Annotated in this window: 23 protein-coding genes, 1 tRNA gene, 1 pseudogene and 1 other annotated feature; of the genes and pseudogenes, 23 read left to right on the plus strand and 2 right to left on the minus strand. The window is 61.8% G+C overall.

Annotated elements, in window-relative coordinates; genetic code table 11:
* Positions 1-170: 170 nt before the first annotated feature.
* Positions 171-1,343 (minus strand): prephenate dehydratase, encoded by a 1,173-nt coding sequence (gene pheA / locus LG30_RS0108070; protein WP_033130196.1) that lies wholly within the window; start codon positions 1,341-1,343, stop codon positions 171-173.
* A 38-nt stretch (positions 1,344-1,381) separates the two neighbouring features.
* Positions 1,382-1,504 (minus strand) — a sequence feature (Phe leader region).
* A 149-nt stretch (positions 1,505-1,653) separates the two neighbouring features.
* On the opposite strand from pheA, the gene LG30_RS0108075 reads away from it, so the two are divergent.
* The 20 genes and pseudogenes from LG30_RS0108075 to galE all read left to right on the plus strand — a co-directional run bounded on the left by LG30_RS0108075 (position 1,654) and on the right by galE (position 19,165).
* Positions 1,654-2,253, plus strand: a complete 600-nt coding sequence (locus tag LG30_RS0108075) for an HAD family hydrolase (protein ID WP_033130197.1) — start codon at positions 1,654-1,656, stop codon at positions 2,251-2,253.
* A 117-nt stretch (positions 2,254-2,370) separates the two neighbouring features.
* Positions 2,371-3,234, plus strand: coding sequence for an adenine nucleotide alpha hydrolase family protein (locus LG30_RS0108080; protein WP_081966084.1), 864 nt, complete (start codon positions 2,371-2,373; stop codon positions 3,232-3,234).
* Positions 3,235-3,335: 101 nt separating this feature from the next.
* A complete protein-coding gene (locus LG30_RS0108085) occupies positions 3,336-3,884 on the plus strand; it encodes a DUF3157 family protein (protein WP_033130199.1) in 549 nt (182 codons plus the stop codon).
* A gap of 206 nt (positions 3,885-4,090) precedes the next feature.
* On the plus strand, positions 4,091-4,720 hold the full coding sequence (locus LG30_RS0108090) for an outer membrane beta-barrel protein (RefSeq protein WP_033130200.1): 630 nt from the start codon (positions 4,091-4,093) through the stop codon (positions 4,718-4,720).
* Positions 4,721-4,888: 168 nt separating this feature from the next.
* Positions 4,889-5,833, plus strand: a complete 945-nt coding sequence (locus LG30_RS0108095) for a YbgA family protein (protein WP_033130201.1) — start codon at positions 4,889-4,891, stop codon at positions 5,831-5,833.
* Positions 5,834-5,922: 89 nt separating this feature from the next.
* The gene (locus LG30_RS0108100) at positions 5,923-6,777 is read left to right on the plus strand and encodes a MerR family transcriptional regulator (RefSeq protein WP_033130202.1); all 855 of its coding nucleotides are present in this window, start codon (positions 5,923-5,925) and stop codon (positions 6,775-6,777) included.
* A complete protein-coding gene (gene phrB, locus LG30_RS0108105; RefSeq protein ID WP_033130203.1) occupies positions 6,774-8,210 on the plus strand; it encodes a deoxyribodipyrimidine photo-lyase in 1,437 nt (478 codons plus the stop codon). The genes LG30_RS0108100 and phrB overlap by 4 nt, the downstream gene beginning before the upstream one ends.
* Position 8,211: 1 nt before the next feature.
* Positions 8,212-8,640 carry a nuclear transport factor 2 family protein gene (locus tag LG30_RS0108110; RefSeq protein WP_033130204.1) on the plus strand — a complete coding sequence of 143 codons (429 nt, stop codon included), beginning with the start codon at positions 8,212-8,214 and terminating at the stop codon, positions 8,638-8,640.
* The gene (locus LG30_RS0108115; protein WP_033130205.1) at positions 8,637-9,371 is read left to right on the plus strand and encodes an SDR family NAD(P)-dependent oxidoreductase; all 735 of its coding nucleotides are present in this window, start codon (positions 8,637-8,639) and stop codon (positions 9,369-9,371) included. The genes LG30_RS0108110 and LG30_RS0108115 overlap by 4 nt, the downstream gene beginning before the upstream one ends.
* Positions 9,368-10,618 (plus strand): NAD(P)/FAD-dependent oxidoreductase, encoded by a 1,251-nt coding sequence (locus LG30_RS0108120; protein ID WP_033130206.1) that lies wholly within the window; start codon positions 9,368-9,370, stop codon positions 10,616-10,618. Before LG30_RS0108115 ends, LG30_RS0108120 begins: the two co-directional genes overlap by 4 nt.
* The gene (locus LG30_RS0108125) at positions 10,615-11,352 is read left to right on the plus strand and encodes a DUF1365 domain-containing protein (RefSeq protein ID WP_033130207.1); all 738 of its coding nucleotides are present in this window, start codon (positions 10,615-10,617) and stop codon (positions 11,350-11,352) included. The genes LG30_RS0108120 and LG30_RS0108125 overlap by 4 nt, the downstream gene beginning before the upstream one ends.
* On the plus strand, positions 11,352-12,608 hold the full coding sequence (locus LG30_RS0108130; protein ID WP_033130208.1) for an SAM-dependent methyltransferase: 1,257 nt from the start codon (positions 11,352-11,354) through the stop codon (positions 12,606-12,608). Before LG30_RS0108125 ends, LG30_RS0108130 begins: the two co-directional genes overlap by 1 nt.
* 3 nt (positions 12,609-12,611) lie before the next feature.
* Entirely contained in the window at positions 12,612-13,091 is a 480-nt protein-coding gene (locus LG30_RS0108135) for a DUF2878 family protein (RefSeq protein WP_033130209.1), read from the plus strand.
* The gene (locus tag LG30_RS0108140) at positions 13,088-13,306 is read left to right on the plus strand and encodes a TIGR02450 family Trp-rich protein (protein ID WP_033130210.1); all 219 of its coding nucleotides are present in this window, start codon (positions 13,088-13,090) and stop codon (positions 13,304-13,306) included. Before LG30_RS0108135 ends, LG30_RS0108140 begins: the two co-directional genes overlap by 4 nt.
* On the plus strand, positions 13,263-13,805 hold the full coding sequence (locus LG30_RS0108145) for a chalcone isomerase family protein (protein ID WP_033130211.1): 543 nt from the start codon (positions 13,263-13,265) through the stop codon (positions 13,803-13,805). Before LG30_RS0108140 ends, LG30_RS0108145 begins: the two co-directional genes overlap by 44 nt.
* A gap of 14 nt (positions 13,806-13,819) precedes the next feature.
* Positions 13,820-14,362: a DUF3833 domain-containing protein gene (locus tag LG30_RS0108150; RefSeq protein ID WP_033130212.1), complete on the plus strand. Its 543-nt coding sequence runs from the start codon at positions 13,820-13,822 to the stop codon at positions 14,360-14,362.
* Positions 14,363-14,491: 129 nt separating this feature from the next.
* The gene (locus LG30_RS0108155) at positions 14,492-14,959 is read left to right on the plus strand and encodes a Dps family protein (protein WP_021140949.1); all 468 of its coding nucleotides are present in this window, start codon (positions 14,492-14,494) and stop codon (positions 14,957-14,959) included.
* Positions 14,960-15,207: 248 nt separating this feature from the next.
* Entirely contained in the window at positions 15,208-16,857 is a 1,650-nt protein-coding gene (hcp, locus tag LG30_RS0108160; RefSeq protein WP_033130219.1) for a hydroxylamine reductase, read from the plus strand.
* Positions 16,858-17,060: 203 nt separating this feature from the next.
* Positions 17,061-18,056 carry an FAD-binding oxidoreductase gene (locus LG30_RS0108165; protein ID WP_033130213.1) on the plus strand — a complete coding sequence of 332 codons (996 nt, stop codon included), beginning with the start codon at positions 17,061-17,063 and terminating at the stop codon, positions 18,054-18,056.
* A gap of 84 nt (positions 18,057-18,140) precedes the next feature.
* A pseudogene (galE, locus tag LG30_RS20950) lies at positions 18,141-19,165 on the plus strand (UDP-glucose 4-epimerase GalE).
* Positions 19,166-19,295: 130 nt separating this feature from the next.
* Here the strand turns inward: galE and LG30_RS0108175 are convergent.
* Positions 19,296-20,045: a DsbA family protein gene (locus tag LG30_RS0108175; protein ID WP_033130214.1), complete on the minus strand. Its 750-nt coding sequence runs from the start codon at positions 20,043-20,045 to the stop codon at positions 19,296-19,298.
* 198 nt (positions 20,046-20,243) lie between these two features.
* Here LG30_RS0108175 and LG30_RS0108180 point away from each other — a divergent pair.
* The 3 genes from LG30_RS0108180 (at position 20,244) to hcp1 (ending at position 22,710) form a co-directional block, all read left to right on the plus strand.
* A tRNA-Ser gene (locus tag LG30_RS0108180) sits at positions 20,244-20,331 on the plus strand.
* An 862-nt stretch (positions 20,332-21,193) separates the two neighbouring features.
* Positions 21,194-21,961 carry a LuxR family transcriptional regulator gene (locus tag LG30_RS0108185; protein WP_033130215.1) on the plus strand — a complete coding sequence of 256 codons (768 nt, stop codon included), beginning with the start codon at positions 21,194-21,196 and terminating at the stop codon, positions 21,959-21,961.
* Between the two features lie 230 nt (positions 21,962-22,191).
* Positions 22,192-22,710, plus strand: a complete 519-nt coding sequence (hcp1, locus tag LG30_RS0108190) for a type VI secretion system effector Hcp1 (protein ID WP_033130216.1) — start codon at positions 22,192-22,194, stop codon at positions 22,708-22,710.
* Positions 22,711-23,136: the final 426 nt, after the last annotated feature.

A 23,136-nucleotide genomic window follows, 5' to 3' on the forward strand; every position in this document is an offset into this window, starting at 1 on the left:
TATACATAGAGTGAATGATAGAGGCTTATCGTTCAGTTATTCCGAACGCTCAGTCGGGGGGACTGGGGTGGCTGATGGCGGTAAATGTGGCTGTGGCGCCTCCAGCGGGGATTGGGAGGCAGAAAAGAGAGAGGCGAGCCTGATGCTCGCCTCTTGCCGTTCGGGGCGGCTTAGCTGCCCATCAGTACCGGCGGCACCGTGGTCGGTTTGACGTCTTCGCTCGGGTAGCAGCCCAGTACCTTGACGTAGCGGGTGATCTTGGTCAGCTCCAGCAGGGCGGCCTGCATCTGCGGGGTCTGCAGGTTGGCGGACACATCCAGATAGAACATCTCCTCCCAGGGGTTGCCCTGCACCGGCCGGGACTCCAGCTTGGTCATGTTGATGTCGTGGCTGCGCAGTACCAGCAGGGCCTCCACCAGGGAGCCGGGGCGCTGGGAGGTGGACATGATGAGGGTGGTCTTGGCCGGGATCTGCGGCGCCACGTCGATGGGCTTGCGGGCCACCACGATGAAGCGGCTGTAGTTCTCCTTCTGGTTCGCGAGCTGCTCGGCCAGCACGTCCAGTCCATAGAGCTCGCCGCCCGCGGCGCTGCCGATGGCGGCCGCCTCCGGGCTCCCCAGCTCCTTGACCTTCATCATGGCGCTGGAGGAGGAGTCGCAGATCTCGTGGCGCGCCCCTTCCAGCTTGCTCAGGTAGTGGGAGCACTGCTGGAACACCTGGGGATGGGCGTAGAAGGTCTTGATGCGGGCGAGATCGGTCGGCACCGCGGTCAGGATGCAGTGCTCTATGGGGTAGGTCAGCTCACCGACGATGGAGAGGGTGGTGTGCTGCATCACGTCGTACACCTCGTTGATGGAGCCCGAGCTGGTGTTCTCGATGGGCAGCACCCCGAAGGCGGCGCGGCCCGATTCCACCGTATCCAGCACTTCGCGGAAGTTCTGACAGTTCACCTCGATCACCTGATCCTTGTAGCGGGCCAGATACTTGCGGGCCGCCAGGCTGGAGTAGGAACCGCGCGGCCCCAGGTAGGCGACGCTGGTCATGGGCTCCTGCTGCTCGGGGTTGAGCAGGCTCTGCAGATAGGCCTGCTGGGAGAGCACGGAATCTTCGATGATGGTGTGGTAGATACGGGTGATGTACTGGGCATCCAGGGCGAGGGGGCGCCCTTTCTGGATCAGGGCGACCAGCAGGTCCTGCTCGCGCTGGGTATCGCGGATGGGGCGCGGGTTGGCCTGCTTGGCACGGGCGACCTCGATGCTGAGGGTCTTGCGCTTGGCCAGCAGGGCGAGCAGCTCCTCATCCAACTGGGTAATGTCCTGTCTGATCTCGTCGAGCGTAGCCATTGTGGTTCCCTATCCAAGTATTCTGTGGTGGTGAATGCAAAAAAAAGCCTCCGCTAGGGGAGGCTCGATTCGTCTTTGTTTTCTGTTCATGCGACGACAGGGCCTTCCCTCATGTGGGCCGGATAAACGAGAAAACGAAGAAGAATGGTGCGTACATGGGCTTGTCCTTGAGGTAACGCCATAAGCATTAAGGGATTTAGGCGTTCGATGCAAGTAAAACTTGCCCGAGGTCGGCGAACGGGGCAGGGTATGCAGCTGGGCGCGATGGATGTTCCCGGGGCATCAGAACAGTTGAGCAGGAGGCGAGACGATGGCGATTATTTTCGATCTGGGACGGGTGGTGGTGAGCTGGGATCCGGTGGCCATAGTGCGCTCCGTGATGGGCCCGGTGGATGCCGAAGCGCTGGCCGAGCGGCTGTTCAATCACCCCGACTGGCTGGAGGTGGACAGGGGCGCCCTCTCCTTGCATACCATGGCGCGTCAGGCCGAGGCGCGCACCGGCCTGTCGGCCGCCGACAACCTTGCCATCTTGCAGGCGGTGCCCGCCTCGCTGTTGCCGGATCCCGCTATGGTGGCGCTTATCGAGGCGCTGCACAGTGCCGGTCACCGTCTCTACGCCCTCTCCAACATGGGTCATGCCAGCATCGACTGGCTGGAGCAGCATCAGCCGTTCTGGCGTTTCTTCAGCGGCAAGGTGGTGTCGGCGCGGGTGCGGATGATGAAGCCGGAGCCGGACATCTACCGCTACCTGCTGGTGTCGTTCGATCTCAAGGCGCAGGAGTGCCTGTTTATCGACGACAGCCCGGCCAACGTGGCGGCCGCACAGGCGTTGGGAATAGGAGGCCTGGTATTCACCGATGCGGCACAGTGTCGCCGGCAACTCATCGAGCAGGGATGGCTGCATGTTTGAACCCGTGCTGATCCTGGGCCGTCAGTCGAAAAGTACGAATTCCGCCATGGTCCATTTGAATCTAAATAAGATTTTATTCCCGTTCCGTAAGCACCTATTCAGCCTGCTGAGCACAAAATGTACGCCAATTCATCATCCGGAATTGTTGTAATGGATGCCAATGTAGTAGTGCTGAATCGGGGATACGATCAGAGTTTTCAGGCCAGAGAGCAGCGGCTTATCGAGTCACTGGCCGGTTATGATGAGCTGATCGTCACCTTTTCCGGCCGGCTGGAATCCTGTTACAGCATGGATCTGTGCCGGGCCAGCGGGGTCCGGTTTCGTGCCATCACGCTGGATAACCCGACCCTCAGCCGCAAGGCGGTGGCACGGGCCAAGCGCTACTGCCAGCATTACGGCATAGCGCACCAGGTGATCAAGACCGATGAGATGATCTTCAGCGTGCACCTCGGCCATCTCGCCGACGTCAAGGATCCGGTGCGTTACCTCTGCCAGCGGCTGGGGCAGGAGGTTCATCCTCCGATCTTGTTGTCGGCCTCTGCCGAAGAGATGCGAGAATATCTGCGTCGTTTTGACAGCCTGCCCGCCAACACGCTCTGGCTCTTTGCCGAGCAGGGTATGACCAACCGGGACTTCCGCTATGGCTTCCAAAAGCGGCAGCTGGATCTCTGGGGCAAGGGGGGAGAAAACTGCCTGAGCCGGCGCTTCTCCGATCCCCAGTCGCTGGACAGGCGTCATCTGCGCATGGTCGACATGGCCGAACAACTGCTCAGTGACATGGGACTGGATGGGGTACAGGTTTACTTCCATACCCTGGCCGACAGGGTGACTACCCTGGCGCGGGTCCGGACGCCCACGGGCCTGCGAGCCCGAGTGTTCGACATGCAGCCGACCATACTGCAGGCGCTGCTCGGTGCCCAGTTCGATATGGTGACCCTGGACATGGTGCCGAGCGAGGATCCCCAGGCCCTGGCCATCTGAGAGCCGGCAGGGAGAGCGACGTAACGTGAGTCGGGTCATAGGCAAGGACGACCCGACTCTTTATACTGGCGCCCTCTGTCTCTCCACCGAGCCATTAGCCTATGAAGCCCCTGTCCCGACTGCTGGTTGCCCTCTGCCTCTCCCCCCTGCTGGCCCAAGCCGCCCCCCTGACCCAGGTCACCCTGCCGGATGGGCGTCAGGTGCAGCTCAACGACGACTTCAGCTGGGAATATCTGCTGATCAAGCCGGCCACCACAACCGAGGCGACAACGGGAGCCGCAGTGGCGCCGGTGCTGACCGAGCAAGCCCTGACCAACCCGGAGATGCTCTCCCAGGCGAGCAAGGATGGCATCGTGGTCAAGCTGACCCAGATCGACGGCAGTGACCCGTTGCAACTGCAATTCATGCTGAACAATAGCGGCAGCCGCAATGTGGTGCGGGTCAGCGGCAGCGTCACCCTGTTCACCGAGCAGGGCGTCCAGCTGACGAGCCTGGAGGTCAGGTTCTGGGCCGGCGAGAACCGCCTGCCCGACTCCTATCTGCGCAAGGGCGAGCAGCGCCCCTCCCGGGCCATCGAGCTGGCTCGCCCCACGGGCCTCAACGGCAAGCCGCTGGTGCGGGTGCAGATCGACGAAGTGGAGTTCCGCTGACTCTTCGCCACACGGCCGCCATCAGCAAACAGGCTCCATTACGGAGCCTGTTTTCGTTCAATTGTTAACCCGGCAACCGCCAGCAATATTTGCTTACATCTGCAATGGTTTGGCAACAGCTTGCCGCTCGGCACAGTCCCCGCTAGCCGTCACAATGGCTCCATCCCAGCTAGGTCCTCACTAGCTCTACCTATGGAGTCAACAAAATGCAAAAAGTCGCACTGTCTGTTCTGGTTCTGGCCGGTCTCTCTTCCACCTCTGTCATGGCACAGGATGCCTTCAGCTACGCCAAGGGCGCCGCTACCTGGGCTCACACCAACTCCGACTTCGTCGGTGGCAAAGACAGCAACAACCGTGACTTTGGCGGCCTGAGCCTGGATCTGTCCAAGAGCTTCGGTTCCAACTTCTACGGTCGCTTTGGCTCCGAATACAGCTCCCGCAACAGCGGCAACGACAGCATGGCTATCTCCAATCTGGGGATGGGGGTATTCACCCCGCTCAGCACAGGTCTGAACCTGTACGGTGAAGCGGGCCTGATGGGCTACAGCATGGAACGTGAACTGGCCAACAACGTAAACGACTCCGGCTGGGACAACATCACCCGCAAGAGCAGCGGCAGTCTGTACGGCGAAGTGGGCCTGCGTTACGACCTGGGGGTGATGGAACTCTCCACCGGCTATCGCTACGCCAACATGACCGATGACATGCACGATTTCAAGGTGGGTGCCGCCTACAAGGTGAGCCAGAACCTGGCCCTCACCGCCGACTACACCTACCGCAAGTGGGACCTGCAACAGGGCTCCATCTCCAGTCTGGGTGTGAAGTACAGCTTCTAATTTTTCCATCCTGTCGTGTCTTTGCCCATGGCCCCGGTCATGGGCTTTTTCATTTTCTGGTGATCCTGTTTTCCCCCTTGTGTCGTATCGGTCCGTAATAGTTATACAACTTCCATTTCTTTGTATAACTGCTATAACTGGTTCAATGCTTATACAAGGGGCGTAATCATGTACAAGATCAAGGTCGGTATCAGTGCCTGTCTGCTGGGGCAGGAAGTGCGGTTCGACGGGGGCCACAAGCGCTCCAGTTTCTGCGAACGGGATCTTGGCGCTCACTTTGACTATCACCCCGTCTGCCCCGAGATGGCCATCGGCCTCGGCGCCCCCCGCGCCGCCATCCGCCTAGTCAGGCGCAAGGGGGAGATCCGTGCCGAGGCCAGCAACGGCAGCTTCGATGTGACGGAAAAGCTGATCGCCTTCAGCGAGCAGCAGGCCAGCCGCCTCGATTTTCTCTCCGGTTACATCCTCTGCGCCAAGTCCCCCAGCTGCGGCATGGAGCGGGTGCGCATCTATGGCGCCAACAACGAGGGGAGCGCCAAGGAGGGGATAGGCCTCTTTGCCAAGGCCTTGATGGAAGCCAACCCCCTGCTGCCGGTGGAGGAGGATGGCCGCCTGTGCGACCCCATCTTGCGGGAGAACTTCGTGCTGCGGGTGTTCGCCTATCACGACTGGCAGCAGCTCTGCGCCCGCGGGATCACCGCCGCCGCCCTCATTCGCTTTCATTCGCGCTACAAGTATCTGGTGCTCTCCCACGCCAGCACCTACTACCGCACCCTCGGCAAGCTGCTCGGCAACCTCGGCAAGGCCAACCTGCAGGAGGTTGCAGACAGCTACATCAGGGGCTTGATGGCGGCGCTGACCCTGCGCGCCAATCGCCGCAGCCACACCAATGTGCTGATGCACCTGCAGGGCTACTTCAAACGGATGCTGACTCCGTCCCAGAAGCAGGAACTGACCGAGGCCATCGACAAGTACCGCGTCGGCATCTTTCCGCTGCTGGTGCCCCTGACCCTGCTGCGGCACCACCTGCGCGAACATCCCAACCCCTATCTGGCCGAGCAGGTCTATCTTAATCCTCATCCGGAAACGCTCAGGCTCAGGTATGGCCTGTGAGCAAGGCTGAGGACGACGCTTTCCATGGCCCCGTGGTCACCGCCAAGGCGGTAAACCTGGGGCATCCTCTCTTATCAAATGGACTCGACATGCAAGAAAAGGCGATTTACCCCATCCGCGAGGTCTCACGCCTGACCGGCGTCAATGCCGTCACCCTGCGAGCCTGGCAACGACGCCATGGCTTGGTGCAACCGGCCCGTACCGAGAAGGGGCACAGGCTCTACAGCGAGCAGGATATCCGGCAGATCGGCGAGATCCTGAGCTGGCTAGAGCGGGGGGTGAGCATTGGTCAGGTCAAGGGGCTGCTGAGCGAGCCGGACCGTCCCCTTGCCAGCGATCACTGGCAGCAGAGCCTGGCGCAGTTTGGCGAGGCCATGCTCACCTTCCATCAACGCAAGGCCGAGGCCCTGCTACAGGATCTGCTCACCAGCTACCCCTTCGAGCTGGTCCGTAGCCGAGTCTTGCAACCGCTGCTGGATCAACTGCTCGGCCTGTGGCGCGAGCGGCCCGATGGAGAGCTGTTGCAGCGTTTCTGGCTGAGCTGGCTGCAGGCTCACTTCGGCCGCCACCTCATCGAGCAGGAGAAGGGGAGCCCCGTCAGCCTGGCGAGCTGGGGCCAGATCGGCCCGCTGGACCTGCTCTGGTGCGCCTATGAGCTCGTCAATCAGGGCCACGAGGTACATCTGGTCGGCCCCTGCGATCCGAGAGGGGTCACGCTGTTGGCGGGACGGATACCCGACCGCTGGCTGGTGTTGCTGGGTGCCGGGCTCGGCAAGAGAGAGCTGGCCGAACGATGGCCTGCCTCGGTCCGGCTGTTCGGGGCACTGGGTAGCCTCTATGAGCCGGCCTGGCTGGCGGAGCAAGCCTGGTCACCGACCCTGTCGGCCGCGCTGGCCGACCCGCGGCCACAGGGCACATCGGGCAGCGAGGGCAAGGGAACATGAAACTCGTCTGGTTTCGCAGCGATCTGCGTCTGGCCGACAATCCGGCCTTGCGCCACGCCTGCGCCGATCGGGAGGGCGAGAGAGGCGAGGTCGCGGCTCTGTTCGTCATCAGCCCCGCCCAGTGGCAACAGCACAAGGTTGCCCCCATCCGGCAGCGCTTCCTGCTGGCCCAGGTCGACGAGCTGGGCAAATCCCTGGCGGCGCTCGGCATCCGTTTGCACCTGCTGCGGGTGGAGCGCTTCGCCGAGGTGCCGGCCGAGATCTGCGCCCTGGCGAGCCGACTTGGCGTGCGCCAGCTCTACGCCAATCAGGCCATCGAGCTCGACGAGCAGCGCCGGGATCTGGCGGTGAGCGAGGCCTTGCAGGGGCAGGGGATCCTGAGTCACTGGTTCAACGGCTGCTGCGTGTTGCCCCCCGGCCGGGTACTGACCGGCTCCAAAGAGATGTTCAAGGTGTTTACCCCCTTCAGTCGGGCCTGGTTGAAGGCGCTGGAGGAGGATGGCTTCGTCATCCACCGCGCCCCAGCGCCGAGAGGGGCGCCGCTGCCATGGCGACCGCTCTGCGAAACGGGCCTGGTCGATCCCGATCTTTGGGATGGGAGCCCAGACTCGCGCTGGCCGGTGGGGGAGGCCGAGGCCCAGCGCCGGCTGCACGGCTTTCTGGAGCAGGGAGTACTGGACTATGGGGAGACCCGAGACTTTCCGGCCCTGGCCGGCACCTCCACCCTCTCCCCCTATCTGGCGGCGGGGATCATCAGCCCGCGCCAGTGCGTGGCGGCCTTGCAACAGCGGCTCGGCTACCGGCCCCAGTCCAAGGCGCAGCCCGGCTTCGTCTGGCTCAATGAGCTCATCTGGCGCGAGTTTTATCGCCACCTGCTGATGCTGGTGCCGGCCCTCTCCATGAACCTGCCGTTCAAGGCCGAGACCCGGGCCCTGCCCTGGGGCTGGGATCCGGCGGCGCTGGCTGCCTGGTGCGAGGGGCGCACCGGTTACCCCATCGTCGACGCGGCCATGCGTTGCCTCAATGCCACCGGCTGGATGCACAACCGGCTGCGGATGATAGTGGCGAGCTTCCTGACCAAGGATCTGCACCTGCACTGGCGGCTCGGGGAGGATTACTTCATGAGCCGGCTGGTGGACGGCGATCTGGCGGCCAACAACGGCGGCTGGCAGTGGGCGGCGGGCACCGGTGCCGATGCGGCCCCTTACTTTCGGGTGTTCAACCCCACCACTCAGGGCCAGCGCTTTGATCCTGACGGCAGCTTTATCCGTATCTGGGTGACAGAGCTCAAGGATGTGCCGACCGCCCTGCTGCATCAGCCTCACGAATGGCTGGTGCAGCAGGGTAGAGGGGATTATCCGGCTCCCATGGTGGATCATGCCAAGGCACGGCTGAGGGCCATCGAGATGTTTCAGGAACTGGAGAGAAAATAGGATGAAAGAACCGCTGGCCCATTTTATCGTCCTCTACCTGCAACTGGACAGGCAGCAGTTGCACCGCCTGCCGGAGATCTACGCAGAACAGGTGGTCTTCATCGATCCGGCGCACCGGATTGAGGGGCTGGCGGCGCTCACCCGTTACTTCTCTTCCCTGTATCAGCGACTGCACTACTGCCGATTCGAGATAGTGAGCCAGCAGCAACAGGGCAACGAGGCCTGGCTTGGCTGGATCATGACCTTTGCCCATCCCAGGCTCGCCGGTGGTCAGCCGATCCGGGTCGAGGGGGCGACCCAGTTGCAGTTCGATGCCTGGGGCAAGGTGTGCCTGCACCGCGACTATTTCGATCTCGGCGCCATGCTCTACGAGCGGTTGCCCCTGCTGGGGAGCCTCATCCGCGCCATCCGCACAAGGCTGGGCACATGAGCGGGCGGGTGCTGATCACCGGGGCCAGCTCCGGCCTCGGCCGCCAGCTGGCGCTCACATACCGGCAGGCGGGCTGGCAGGTGTGGGGCTGTGGCCGCGACGGCGAGCGGTTGCAGGCATTGGCTCATGAGGGGATCACCCCCCTGCAGTTCGATGCACGGGACAGCGCCGCCATGGCAGAGGTTGCCGCCGGCCTGCCCGCACTGGATCTGCTGATCCTCAACGCCGGCAGCTGCGAATACATGGACTTGGCCCAGGGATTTGACGGTGCCCTCTTTGCCCGGGTGATCGAGACCAACCTGGTCGCCACCGGCCACGCCCTGGCCGCCTTCCTGCCGCGGCTGGCGTCCGGGTCGCGGCTCGCCATCGTCGGCTCGGCGGTGAGCTGGCTGCCCCTGCCAAGGGCCGAGGCCTATGGCGCCTCCAAGGCGGCGCTCGATTATCTGGCGGCCACCTTGCGCCTCGATCTGCAGGGCGCCGGCATAGGGGTGACCCTGATCCGGCCGGGCTTCGTGCAGACGCCGCTCACCGCGAAGAATGATTTTCCCATGCCCTGTCTGGTGACGGTGGAGCAGGCTTCCCGCGCCATCATGAGCGGGCTGGCCGCCGGTCGCCATCAGATCCACTTCCCCCGTCGCTTCATCTGGCTGCTGCGCCTGCTGGGGGCGTTGCCGACGGGGCTCTGGCTGCGCCTCGGTCGCATCCTCATCTCGAAAGGATCCCCTTCATGAAGAAAAAGATCGCCATCATAGGTTCCGGGATCTCGGGGCTCAGCGCCGGTTATCTGCTCCACAAGCTGCACGACATCACCCTGTTCGAGGCGGCCCCCCTGCTCGGCGGACATACCGCCACCGTGGATGTCAGCCTGTCCGGTCGCAGCTATGCCATCGACACCGGCTTTATCGTCTTCAACGATCGCACCTACCCCCATTTTCTGAAATTGCTGGAGCGGATCGGGGTGGCGCGCCAGCCCACCGAGATGAGCTTCTCGGTCAAGAGCGAGGGGCTGGAGTACAACGGTCACTCGCTGGGCAGCCTGTTTGCCCAGCGCAGCAACCTGCTGCGTCCCCGCTTCTACCGTTTCATCGCCGAGATCTTGCGCTTCAACCACACGGCCCGCCGCTGGCTGGCCGCACCACAGACGGGGAGTATCGAGCCGAGCCTGGGCGCCTTCCTGCAAGGGGGCGGATTCAGCGACTACTTCGCCCGCCACTACATTCTGCCCATGGGAGCGGCCATCTGGTCATCTACCCTGGCCGACATGCGCGCTTTTCCCCTCGGCTTCTTCCTGCGTTTCTTTGACCATCACGGCCTGCTCAACGTCAGCAACCGCCCCCAGTGGTACGTGATCCCCGGGGGATCGCGAGAGTACATAGCGCCGCTCACCGCCGGCTGGCAGCCGCAGATCCGCCTGGCCTGCCCGGTGCAGGAAATCCGGCGGGTGAACGGCAGCGTGGTGATCCAGAGCGCCCGAGGTGAGGAGCCGTTCGATGAGGTGATCCTGGCTTGCCATAGCGATCAGGCGCTGACCCTGCTTGCCGATGCCAATGAGCGGGAGCAGCGCATCCTGGGGGGCATCGGCTATCAGGCCAACGATGTCTGGTTGCACACCGACATCGCCAGCTTGCCCAAGAGACGCAAGGCCTGGGCCAGCTGGAACTATCAGCTCGGGGATGACGAGCAGGCCAGGCCACTGGTGACCTACAGCATGAACATCCTGCAGGGGCTTAAGGCTAGCCGCGAGTTTTGCGTCAGCCTCAACCCCGCCGGCAGGGTGGATGAGCGCAAGGTGTTGCGACGCTTCGTCTACCATCACCCCGTGTTCAACGAGGCCGCCCTGGCGGCGCAGGCATCGCGCGGCGAGATCTGCGGGCAACGGCATACCCATTTTTGCGGCGCCTACTGGTACAACGGCTTTCATGAGGACGGGGTGCGCAGCGCCCTGGATGTGACCCGTCGCTTCGGGGCCGAGCTATGAGCGCTGCCCTCATCAGCGGCATCTGGCAAGGGGCGGTACGCCATCGCCGCTTCGCACCCAGGCCCCATGCTTTCTCCTACCCTCTGTTCATGCTGGGGCTGGATCTGGACGAGTTGGCCGACTTGCAGCTGAGCCCCTGGTTCGGGGTCGAGCGCGCCGGCCTGCTCTCGTTTCGTCGCAGCGATTACCTGCGCGGGACGCAGGGGCCGCTCAAGCAGGCGGTATGGAACAAGGTGGACGAGCTGGGTGGGGCGGCCCAAGGCGGCAGGATATTGCTGCTGGGTAATGTGCGCTGCCTGGGGTTTTACTTCAGCCCGGTCAACTTTTACTTCTGCTATCAGGGGAGCGATGCCCGTTATCTGCTGGCCGAGGTCTCCAACACCCCCTGGAACGAGCGCCACTACTACTTGCTGGATCTGGCGGCGCTGGTGCCCCACGACAAGGACTTTCACGTCTCCCCCTTTATGGCGCTGGCCATGCGCTATCACTGGCGTGTTCGCCCGCCCAGAGAGGAGACCCTGATCCACATCGAGAGTCATCCCCAAAGCGGCGATCCCAAGTTGTTCGATGCCACCCTGGCCTTGGCCCGCGAGCCACTGTCCAAACGGGGGCTCGGCATGCTGTTGCTGCGCTGGCCCTGGATGACCATGCGGGTGTTGCTCGGCATCTATTGGCAGGCCGTGCGGCTCCTCATCAAACGGATACCGCTGTTCACCCACCCGGAGACTCACTAATGGAACTGGTGCAACTCACAACCTCCATCCCCCTGCTCGATCGCTGGGCGCGGCAACTGGTGTTCCGGTTGCTTGGACACTTGCAACATGGTCAGCTGCTGCTGCGTGACGGGGAGGCGAGCCTCATCTTCGGGGAGCGCGGGGCGGATCTGCAGGCCGAGGTCGTGGTACTGGATCCCGCCTTTTACCGGCGGCTCCTGCTGGGGGGCAGCATAGCGGCGGGGGAGACCTGGGTGGAGGGGCTCTGGACCAGCCAGGCACCGGTCACCCTGGTGCGGCTGCTGGCCCGCAACATGGCGATGCTCGATCGGCTGGAGCGGCGATTTGGCTGGCTCAGCTTTCCGCTCAACAGGCTGCGGCACTGGGGCAGCCGCAATACCCTGACCGGCTCAAGGGTCAACATTGCGGCGCACTACGACCTCGGCAACCGGCTCTATCAGGGCTTCCTCGATAGCCACATGCAGTATTCCAGCGCCATCTATCCGGCTGCGGATGCCACCCTGGAGGAGGGGCAGCAGGCCAAACTCAGGACCATCTGCGAGCGATTGGCACTGGGACCGGAGGATCACCTGCTGGAGATAGGCACAGGTTGGGGTGGGCTCGCCATCTACGCCGCCCGCCACTACGGCTGCCGGGTCACTACCACCACCATCTCTCGGGCCCAGCACGATCATGCCCGCGACTGGATTGCGGCGGCGGGGCTGGAGGATCGCATCACCCTGCTGCTGGAGGATTATCGCAAGCTGGAGGGTCGCTACGACAAGCTGGTCTCCATCGAGATGATAGAGGCAGTGGGTCATGCTTTCCTACCTGACTATTTCAGGCAATTATCGCGCCTGCTCAAACCCGGCGGCCGCCTGCTGATCCAGGCCATCACCATCGCCGATCAGCGCCACGACCAGTATGTGCGCAGCGTCGACTTCATCCAGCGTTACATCTTCCCTGGCGGCTGTTTGCCGAGCGTCTCCCAGATGGCGGGGCTGCTGGCCCGGGAGACCGACATGCAGCTGGTGCGCTTGCATGATCACGGTCACCACTACGCCCGCACCCTGGCCCACTGGTGCGAGCGCTTCCTGGCGCTGGCCCCCGAGTTGCCGAGGCTCGGCTACAGCCAGGACTTCATCCGGCTATGGCACTTCTATTTCGCCTATTGCGAGGGGGGGTTTTGGGAGCGAGCCATCAGCCTGGTACAGCTGGAGGCCGCCAAGCCTGGCCCGGAGGGCTGGTCGGGGGACAGGCCCGTGAACTCCCCCTGAATCATGTGGGGCTGGCTGCAACTGTTGGGGTTCAACCTCTATTGGTGGTTGGCGGTGGTGTGGCAGCAGCCGGGACCACTGCTGTTGCTGCTGGGGTTGCATCTGCTCTGCTCGCCGGATGCCCGTGGGGATCTGCGCCGCTGGCCCCTGGCCTTGGCCGGCTGTCTGCTTGATGGCCTGCTCTGGCATCTCGGATTGTTCCAGTTTCCCCAGGGCTTTCCCCTCTGGCTGGGGCTGCTGTGGCTCGGATTTGCGTTGACTCTGGGCCAGGGGCTGCGCTGGTTGCTGGCGTTGCCCCGCTGGCAGCAGGGACTGCTCGGCATGGTGGGGGGAGCGGGTTCCTATGTGGCGGGAGCCGCCTTGGGATCGGTACACTTGTCTTGGGGCATCGGGATCAGCGCCCTCATACTGGCGCTGATCTGGGTGTGGTGGTTACCCGTATTGCTGTGGGTAATGGTCAAGCTGGAGGGTGAGCCAAGATGAGCACCTTTTCGACCGATACGCTGCTGTTTTCGAAGTGGACCAGGGAGGGCCAGCAAGGGCCAAACGCGCACTTCTATCTGGTGGTCTCCTGCCAGCGGGATGCGCAGGGGCTGCTGGCTCGCGTGGTGTTGCAGGATATCAACACCTTGCAGGAACAGGAGATGAACTGGCATGAGCTGGAAGATCCCACCCGCTGGCACATGGGATGGAATTAGCACCTTGCTGGCGGCGCTGATGCTGCTTGTGGCCACTGCCGTGCAGGCCTCTACCGCCCCCTGGCAACAGCTGCGCCCGGTCGGACAGGGGGAGATGAGCTGGCTCTGGTTCAAGCTCTATGACGCCACCCTCTACAGCGAGAGCGGCCACTACGAGCCCGGTCGCTATCCGCAGGCCCTGACCATCACCTATGCCAAATCCATTTCCCGCCAGGACTTGCTCGCCGTGACTGGGCAGGAGTGGCAGCGACTCGGGGTGGGCAACCAGGATCAGCGACGCCGCTGGCTGCAACAGCTGGCGACCCTGTGGCCGGATGTGAGCTCGGGGGATGCATTGACCTTCTACGTGGATGACGCCGGGCTTGGCCATTTCTGGTGGCGAGACAAGCCGCTGGGCAGCATGCCTGATCCTCAGTTCTCGGCCGCGTTTCTGGCCATCTGGCTGGCCGACAACAGCCGTGATCCCGCCCTCACCCGCCGCCTGCGCGGCCAACCCTGATACCGGAGTCCCTCATGCCTCTCTACCGCACATGGCGCATTCTGCTGCTGTGGCCACTGCTGCTGCTGGCAGGGTGTGGCGCCAGCCTCGATGACTATAGAGGGCAGGGCCCGAACTGGGATCTCGCCCGTTTCTTCAATGGCAAGCTGGTGGCCCACGGCCTGGTGACCGACCGTGGCGGCGAAGTGACCAGTCGCTTTCGGGTCGAGATGCAGGGACGCTGGCAGGGTGGCAAGGGGGAGTTGTTCGAGCAGTTCTATTTCGACGACGGCCGCCGGCAGACCCGCACCTGGTTTTTGAACAAGGGGGCGGATGGGCACTGGCGCGGCACCGCCTCGGATGTGGTGGGGGAGGCGGTGGGCAAGACGGCAGGCTTTGCCCTGAACTGGCGTTATCAACTCGATCTGGCCCTGCCGGACGGGGAGGTGGTGCGGGTGAGCTTCGATGACTGGATGTATCTGCTGGATCAAGATCGCCTGATCAATCGCGCCGAGATCAGCAAGTTCGGCATTCACCTGGGCGAGGTGATCCTCTATATCGAGCGGCTCGAGCGATGAAAGCAAGTGCTTTTCCCACTGACGATAGCCATTCGCTATCAATGGACAAGGTATAAGCAATTGTCCTTTGAGTCTGTGCGGGGATATGCTGACTCCGTTCCCAATAATGTTTCCACCTGGAGGTGAATGATGAAGAGCCCCATTGGTCTTGATACCGTTCAATCACAAGCCCTGGCCGCCGAGCTGAACAAGTTGCTGGCCAGCTACCAGATCCTCTACATGAACGTGCGCGGCTTCCACTGGAACATCCGTGGCAACCAGTTCTTCGAGCTGCACCTGAAGTTCGAAGAGATCTACAACGATCTGCTGCTCAAAGTCGATGCCCTGGCCGAGCGTATCCTCACCCTGGACGGGGTGCCCATGCACAGCTTCAGCGACTACTTGAAGGTCTCCGCCATCCCCGAGCAGAAGGGGCTGCACGATGGCCGCGCCTGCGTCGAATCCCTGCTGGAGAGCTTCCGCGAGCTGCTGGTAGCTCAGCGCCGCATCCTGGGACAGGCCGCCGAGGCCGGTGACGAGGGCACGGCCTCCATCCTCTCCGACTACGTGCAGCAGCAGGAAAAACTGGTCTGGATGCTGCGAGCCTATCTGGCCTGACGTTAGAAGGGGCTGGATGCAGCATGATTAAATGCTGCTCCGCCCCTGATGTGCTCGAATATTGTTGCAAGCCTGAGTTGTCTTTCCCCTATATCTACCCCTTTGCCGCCCTGTTTGGGCGGCTTTTTTGTTTTTGATCTGCATCAATGAATACTTAATTGGTAAATTGAATGCCTATTAAGTTTTTACCGGGGGGAATAGAATCGCCACAAAACAAGCAACTGAAATGTCCAATTAGGAGAGGCATGATGTTTTGTGTGCAATGTGAACAGACAATTCGTACCCCGGCAGGCAATGGCTGCGCTTACGCACAAGGTATGTGCGGCAAGACGGCCGAAACCTCGGATCTGCAGGATGTGCTGATTTATACGCTGCAAGGCCTCAGTGCCTGGGCGTTGGCCGCCCGCGAGCATGGTATCGTCGATGACGAGATCGATGCCTTCGTACCCAAGGCGTTCTTCGCCACCCTCACCAACGTCAACTTCGACTCCGCGCGCATCGTCGGCTATGTGAACCAGGCGATCGCTTATCGCCAGCAACTGGCCGACCGTCTGACCGCGCTGGCGGTGCAGGTCAGCGAGCTGCCCGCCGCCGCCCGCTTCGAGCCGGGTGCCGAACTGCTGGAACAGCTGGCTCATGCGCCCCAGACCGCGGTCAATCGCGGCAAGAGCGAGGTCAACGAAGACATCATGGGGCTGCGCCTGCTCTGCCTCTACGGCCTCAAGGGCGCCGCCGCCTACATGGAGCATGCCCGGGTGCTGGACCAGCAAGACAGCGCCGTGGCCGCCGAATTCCACCGCATCATGAGCTGGCTCAGCACGGATCCGAGCGATCTGGATCCCCTGTTCAAGTGCGCCATGGAGATAGGCCTGCTCAACTTCAAGATCATGGAGATGCTGGATCTCGGTGAAACCACCGCCTTCGGCCACCCCGAGCCGACTCAAGCAAGAGTCACCCCGATCCCGGGCAAGTGCATCCTGGTCTCCGGCCACGACATGATGGATCTCAAGCTGATCCTGGAGCAGACCGCAGGCACTGGCATCCATGTCTACACCCACGGCGAGATGCTGCCCGCCCTGGCCTACCCCTTCTTCAAGCAGTACCCGCACCTGGTGGGCAACTATGGCTCCGCCTGGCAGAACCAGCAGAAGGAGTTCGCGAACTTCCCCGGCGCCGTGGTGATGACCTCCAACTGCATCATCGACCCGAACGTGGGTGACTACAGCGACCGCATCTTCACCCGCTCCATCGTCGGCTGGCCGGGTGTGACCCACCTGGAAGGGGAAGACTTCTCCGCCGTAGTGGCCAAGGCGCAGGCACTGGAGGGCTTCAAACACACCGAGCTCGAGCACTTCATCACCATCGGCTTTGCCCGCAATGCCCTGATGCAGGCCGCCCCCGCAGTGATCGACAAGGTGAAAGCAGGCGAGATCAGCCACTTCTTCCTGGTGGGCGGTTGTGACGGCGACAAGGCCGAGCGCGCCTACTTTACCGAGTTTGCCAAGGCCGCCCCCCGAGACAGCCTGCTGCTCACCCTGGGCTGCGGCAAGTACAAGTTCAACAAGCTCGATTTTGGCGACATCGGCGGCATCCCCCGTCTGCTGGACGTGGGTCAGTGCAACGATGCCTACTCTGCCATCCAGCTCGCGCTGGCGCTGTCCGAGGCGTTCGAGTGCGGCGTCAACGATCTGCCGTTGACCCTGGTGCTCTCCTGGTTCGAACAGAAGGCCATCGTCATCCTGCTCACCCTGCTGGCGCTCGGCGTGAAGGACATTCGCACCGGCCCGACCGCCCCCGCCTTCCTGACCCCGGCCCTGCTCAAGGTGCTGGAGGAGCAGTTCGGTCTCAAGGGAACCACGACCGCAGAGGCAGATCTGGCCGAGATCCTGGCTGCTTGATCAAGGTGCTGGAGACATAGTCCGGTCTCAAGGGCACCACCACGGCCGAAGCGGATCTGGCCGAGATCCTGGCGGCCTGATCCCGGCTTTTTCCGGCCAGACGCATTTCGCATGTTGTAAGCCTTTGGCGAGCCGATTGGCTCGCCTTTTTTTCAAACAAGGCTGTTCATCAGACCTTTTACATTCGATAGAGGAGCCTAGTGATGAGCTCAACGTCTCTCACGCTCACATGCATCGCACGCCGGGCGGATACCCACGATGTGACCAGCTGGCAATTTGCCTCGCTAACGGGCGACCTGCCGGCCGTGCTGGCTGGCCAGTGCATCACCCTGCACACCGAAATAGACGGCAAGCTCCAGTGCCGCGCCTATACCCTCTCCTCCAGCCCGCAGGATGCCTGCTGGCAGGTCACCATCAAGGACGTGGGCCTGGTCTCCCATCACCTGCACCAGAGCCTGCAGGTGGGGGGCGAGATCCGGGCCGACGGTCCCTTCGGTGACTTTCATCTGACCGCTTTGCCCTGCGAGCGACCGCTGCTGCTGAGCGCGGGCTCCGGCATCACCCCCATGTGGGCCATGCTGCGAGACGAGCTCGCCAGGCGACCGGAGGCGGATATCCGCTTCATTCACAGCGCCCGCTCCCCCGAGGATGTGATCTTCGCGGGTGAATTGGCCGCCCTGGCAGAGGCGCATCCCGGCGTGCGCCACGCGCTGGTGTTGGAGCAGGCGCCGGCGGCTCACCCCTGGGTCGGTCGGCTCAGCCCGGACATGCTCAAAGAACTGGCGCCGGACTTGCTCAGCCGCCACGTCTACCTGTGCGGGCCGGCGCCTTACATGACGGCGGTCTGCACCATGCTGACAGCGCTGGGGCTGCCGGCCGGCCAGCTGCATCAGGAGTCGTTCGGTCTGCCCGAGGCGCCGCCGGTGGCTACCGATAGCAACCATTTCTGGCTGACCCTCAAGAAGAGCGGCAAGAAGGTGAAGATACTGCCGGGGCAGACCCTGCTGGCCGCGCTGGAGGGGGCGGGGGAGACCATGATGGCCGCCTGTCGCGCCGGGGTGTGCGGCGCCTGTCGCTGCTCCACCACGGGGATCATAGAGCGCCAGAGCGTGATGACGCTCAGTGCGCAGGATCTTGAAAATGGGGTGGCGCTGGCCTGCTCCTGCACCGCCAAGGGGGACGTCAGCCTCGACTATTGATGGCGCCATGAGCATCCCGGTCTTCTCCCGTTGAAACCGGGCGGGTACACTTGGCCCAGTTTCAACGGAACACGGGATAAATAAATGACAATTCTGGTCACGGGGGGCGCCGGTTATATCGGCTCCCACACCTTGGTGGAGCTGCTGGAAGCCGGGCAGCAGGTGGTGGTACTGGACAATCTCTCCAACGCATCGCCGGAGTCCCTGCGACGGGTCGAGCGGATCACCGGCAAGGCCGTCACCTTCGTCGAGGGGGATATTCTCGACCGTGGCTGCCTGCAGGCGCTGTTTGCCCAGCACCGGATCGAATCAGTTATTCACTTCGCCGGATTGAAAGCGGTGGGGGAGTCCAGCCAGATCCCGCTCACCTACTACCAGAACAACGTGACCGGCACCCTGGTGCTGTGCGAAGAGATGGCCAAGGCCGGGGTGTTCCGGCTGGTGTTCAGCTCCTCGGCCACCGTCTATGGCGATCCAGCCTCTGTGCCGCTGCGGGAAGATTTCCCCACCGGCGCCACCAATCCCTACGGCCGCTCCAAGCTGATGGTGGAGGAGATCCTGCGGGATCTTTCCAACTCCGATCCGCGCTGGGCCATCGTCCTGCTGCGTTACTTCAACCCGGTCGGCGCCCACCAGAGCGGTCTCATCGGCGAAGATCCCAACGGCATTCCCAACAACCTGCTGCCCTACATCAGCCAGGTCGGGGTGGGCAAGCTCAAGGAGCTGGGGGTGTTTGGCAACGACTACCCGACGCCGGACGGCACCGGGGTGCGCGACTACATCCACGTGGTGGATCTCGCCATAGGTCACCTCAAGGCGCTGGCCCGCATCGGGAGCGACACCGGGGTCTTCACCTACAACCTGGGCACAGGTCAGGGTTACTCAGTGCTGGAGATGATCCGTGCGTTCGAGGCGGCCAGCGGTCGCCCCATCCCCTACCGGATCAAACCCCGTGCCCCGGCGACATCGCCGAATGCTGGGCCGAACCCACCTTGGCCCGTGACGAGCTGGGCTGGCAAGCGATGCGTGGGCTGGAGCAGATGATGGTCGACACCTGGCGCTGGCAAAGCCAGAACCCGAACGGCTATGGTCCTGCTGCGAAGCAGTGATCAGGGCTCATGCGAAGCTCTCCGCCTTGCTGACAGCGTCTCGCGACGGTCTATCAGACTTGAAGGTGCGAAGCCTGAATAGCAAAACGCCCCGATAAATCGGGGCGTTTTTTATGGGCGCGGGGCAGGATTACTGAATGCTCTTGCCCGCGCGCACGTCCTTGACGATGGCCTGCAGGCTCGCCAGATCGCGGGGGGCGCCGCGCAGGATCTGGTCGCCGATGATGAAGGCCGGCGTGCCCGAGATGCTCATGGCTTCGGCCAGGGCGCGGTTGGTGCCAAGGTTCTTGTCGATGCTACCATCCTTGATCTTCGCCTCGACCTTGCTCCAGTCCACCCCGGCGGCCTTGGCGACGGCTTTCACCTGGGCCTCGTCGGACAGCGGACCCTGATGGGCATACAGCTTGTCGTGGAAGCCCTGGTACTTGTCGGGCTGGCCGAGCTGCACCGCCAGTGCCGCGCGGGCGGCGTAGTAGGAGGTCTCGCTCAGGATGGGGAACTGCTTGTAGATGTAGCGGATCTCCTTGTCTTCGCCGAGCAGTTGCTGGATGAGCGGATGGGCACGCTTGCAGTAGCCGCAGTTGTAGTCGAAGAACTCGACCACGGTCAGGCTGCCCTTGGGGTTGCCGCTCTCGGGATCCTTGTTGGAGTAGAGCTGCTTGGCATGAGCCTCGATCAGCGACTTGTCGTTGGCGGACTGCTGGCTCTCCTGCTTGGCGCGCAGGGCGTTGGACATCTCGACCAGTATTTCCGGGTTCTTGACCAGATAGTCGCGCACTATCTGCTCGACATCCGTCTTGGTCAGCTCACTCGCCTGCAGCGGCGCCGCAAGCAGGGTCGCGCCAGTCAAGGCGGCGATCAGGGCATGTTTGATTCTCATAGGTCCAACTTGCTGGGAATATCGTGGAGGCCACTATAGTGGTGGAGTCTGTTTTCAAGTCAAGTTATCCGGCTGAAAAAGCACGGCTTGTGCCCAATTTACGGGTTTTATGCGTCATTTAGCCCAATAAATCGGCAAACAGACAGGACGGGGATTTACAAGCCGGATCGCGATGGGTAGTATTCGGCGCACTGCTGCGGAGGGGTGGCAGAGCGGCTGAATGCACCGGTCTTGAAAACCGGCGATGGGCGACCATCCGTGGGTTCAAATCCCACCTCCTCCGCCATTTATATAGCCCAATCGATTGAATCGGTTGGGCTTTTTTGTGTCTGTGATTTTTAGTATGCCACTTGGTATGTCATTAAGTGTTGGCTGGCATGCTATCGAGATGAACTGGGTTGGACACAGCACTGAATCGATGCAACTAATCATGGAAATATGGAGTGTCTATTCTGTAAGTTGACTGCGTCAATCTCACTTGCTTCTTCATAAGTCATAAGGGTGAATCGCCCGGCCGGTTCCGGGGATAGTTGCCCATTTGTCCACCTAGCCAGCGGCAAGGTGGGCCAGTCGCTTGTCAATCCAGCGCACTCCGGCAGAGGCCTGGCTGCGGCAGGCGGGCGCACACTATATGGGCGACACCTGACCGATATCGAGCCGGTGATTGCCGATATCAACCGCCGTCTGGCGTGCGGGGCGTATAAAGCCACCGTCCGGAGTGTGATGGACCTGTTGTTGCACGATGCCGAGGAAAAGCCTGCTCCCAGGCGCGCTGTCTTCCTTGATTTACCCGATCCGACCAAGCCCTGCAAATACGCTGTCTCAGGATCCTTCTTTGGATATGCCGCTATCAGGTAAGGTGCCATTAGTCGAATATGCTGAAGTGGTTATTTTTATCGAGCGTAATTAGTGGTAATTAAATGAAAATATGTACAATATATCGATAAATATGCCTTCATTGTATTTTAATGGGAGTGGCATAGTTTGAGTTACGGTGAGTTATTGTTTCTTTGTATATAACCCAAGCAACTGAATTCATTGGTTTTTGTTTTTATATTGTACGTATCTCAACTTATTTAGATGTGATTCAGCCCCTATTGGAATTCATGCTGAACAATATGGTTACCCTTTGAAAGCAGCATCATGACATGGATACAACTGACGCATTAGATCTCATTTCCCAGTTCGATCGGGCCAGCGATGAAGGCACCATAGTGGCCTTGCTGCGCAAACTGACGCGCCAGATGGGGTTTGATTATTTCCGGCTGGCTCTGTTGCTTCCCAGCACCATACAGCGCCCGGATGTCATCATCTTCAATGGCTGCCCCCAAGGCTGGGTGGATGCCTATACCCAGGCAAACTTCTTTGCCATCGATCCCGTGGTGCAGCGTGGCATGGTGCAGAGTACGCCCATTCTGTGGGCCGAGCTCATGGCGCAGGGGGCATGTGATGAGCAGAGCCTGGCAGTCATGACGCTGGCCCAGGAGGCGGGATTGCGAGATGGCATCACCTTTCCCTGGCATGGCGCCAATGGGCATGTGGGTCTGCTCTCCCTGATCAGCCGTGAACCTCGCAGCGGGCAGCAGTGGCTGGCCGTCACCCCCTCCCTCACCTGGTTATCCATGCATATCTTCGAGGCCGTGGCTCGGGTATGCCTGGTGGGCCTGTCGCCCCACGATGCCTTGAGCCTGCGAGAGCTGGAGGTGTGCCGCTGGGCGGCAGAGGGCAAACAGGTGAGCGACATCGCCCAGATCCTGGGGATCACCCCGCGTACCGTGACGTTTCATCTGAACAACGTGGTCACCAAGCTGGGGGCGAGCAGCAAGTGCCAGGCCATCTCCTGGGCCCTCAAGCAGGGAGTCGTCAGGTTGAATGTCGAGCTGGCGTCCGTCGCCAATGTGGATGAGAAGCAGTGAACTCGTCTGCATGGCGCAACAAATTGCGCACGGTGCGGAACATTATTCCAGTCAGGCAATCATTGGTGGTTTAAAAGAGGGGGAAACACAATTCGTTGCGCTATTCATACTGGTAGTCGTGCCGGGTTACTTATAAGTCATTGAAATATATTAATTTTAATGGGTGGCATGGTCACTGCTAAGGGTTTCGGTCGAGTGTCATTACCGTTCAACCCATCAGGAGCATACCCATGCCAACTCCATGTTATATCAGTATCGAAGGCAAAACCCAGGGCAACATCACCGCCGGTGCCTTCACCTCTGACTCCGTCGGCAACATCTTCGTGCAAGGTCATGAAGACGAGATGCTGGTGCAGGAATTCCAGCACATCGTCACGGTGCCGACCGACCCGCAATCCGGTCAGCCGGCTGGCCAACGTGTCCACAAGCCGTTCAAATTCACCGTCGCGCTGAACAAAGCCGTGCCGCTGATGTACAACTCCCTGGCCTCCGGCGAGATGTTGCCGAAAGTGACCCTGAAGTGGTATCGCACCTCGGTCGAAGGCAAGCAGGAGCACTTCTTCTCTACCGTGCTGACCGACGCCACCATCGTCGACATCGACTGCCAGATGCCGCACTGCCAGGATCCGGCGAAGTCTGACTTCACCCAGCTGATCCAGGTCTCCCTGGCCTACCGCAAAATCGATTGGGAGCACACCGTTGCCGGTACTTCCGGTGCCGATGACTGGCGCGCGCCCATCGAAGCATGATGACATGCAGGAGCACCCGTTTGGGTGCTCCTCATCTTTTGGGGGGCCCATCCTGTGCAAGCCACTGTCCAGGTACCCGTGTCCCCCAGTCGTTTCTTGTCTGTGCCATGCCTTCCTTCTGCCCGTTTGTTTGCCGAGCGGGCACAAGAAAGAACATGACGACGGATCTTCACGCACGCCTTCGGGGCGTGCGGTAGCCATGGTGGCGAAACAGCGGCGACCATGGTGGATCTTTCCCCCATCTTGAGGCCAGCCGGCAGAAATGCGGGGCCGACAGCAGAGGCGCACCGATGGCAGACAGCACAGGATTACAATTTACCGTCAAGGTGGGGGCCTTGCCCGAGAGCACCTTAGTAGTGGCCGAGTTTGCACTGGAAGAGGCGTTAAATGGCCCCTTCCAGCTGAGACTGGAGCTCGCCAGCCCCG

Source organism: Aeromonas aquatica, from assembly GCF_000764655.1.
Classification (GTDB): domain Bacteria; phylum Pseudomonadota; class Gammaproteobacteria; order Enterobacterales; family Aeromonadaceae; genus Aeromonas; species Aeromonas aquatica.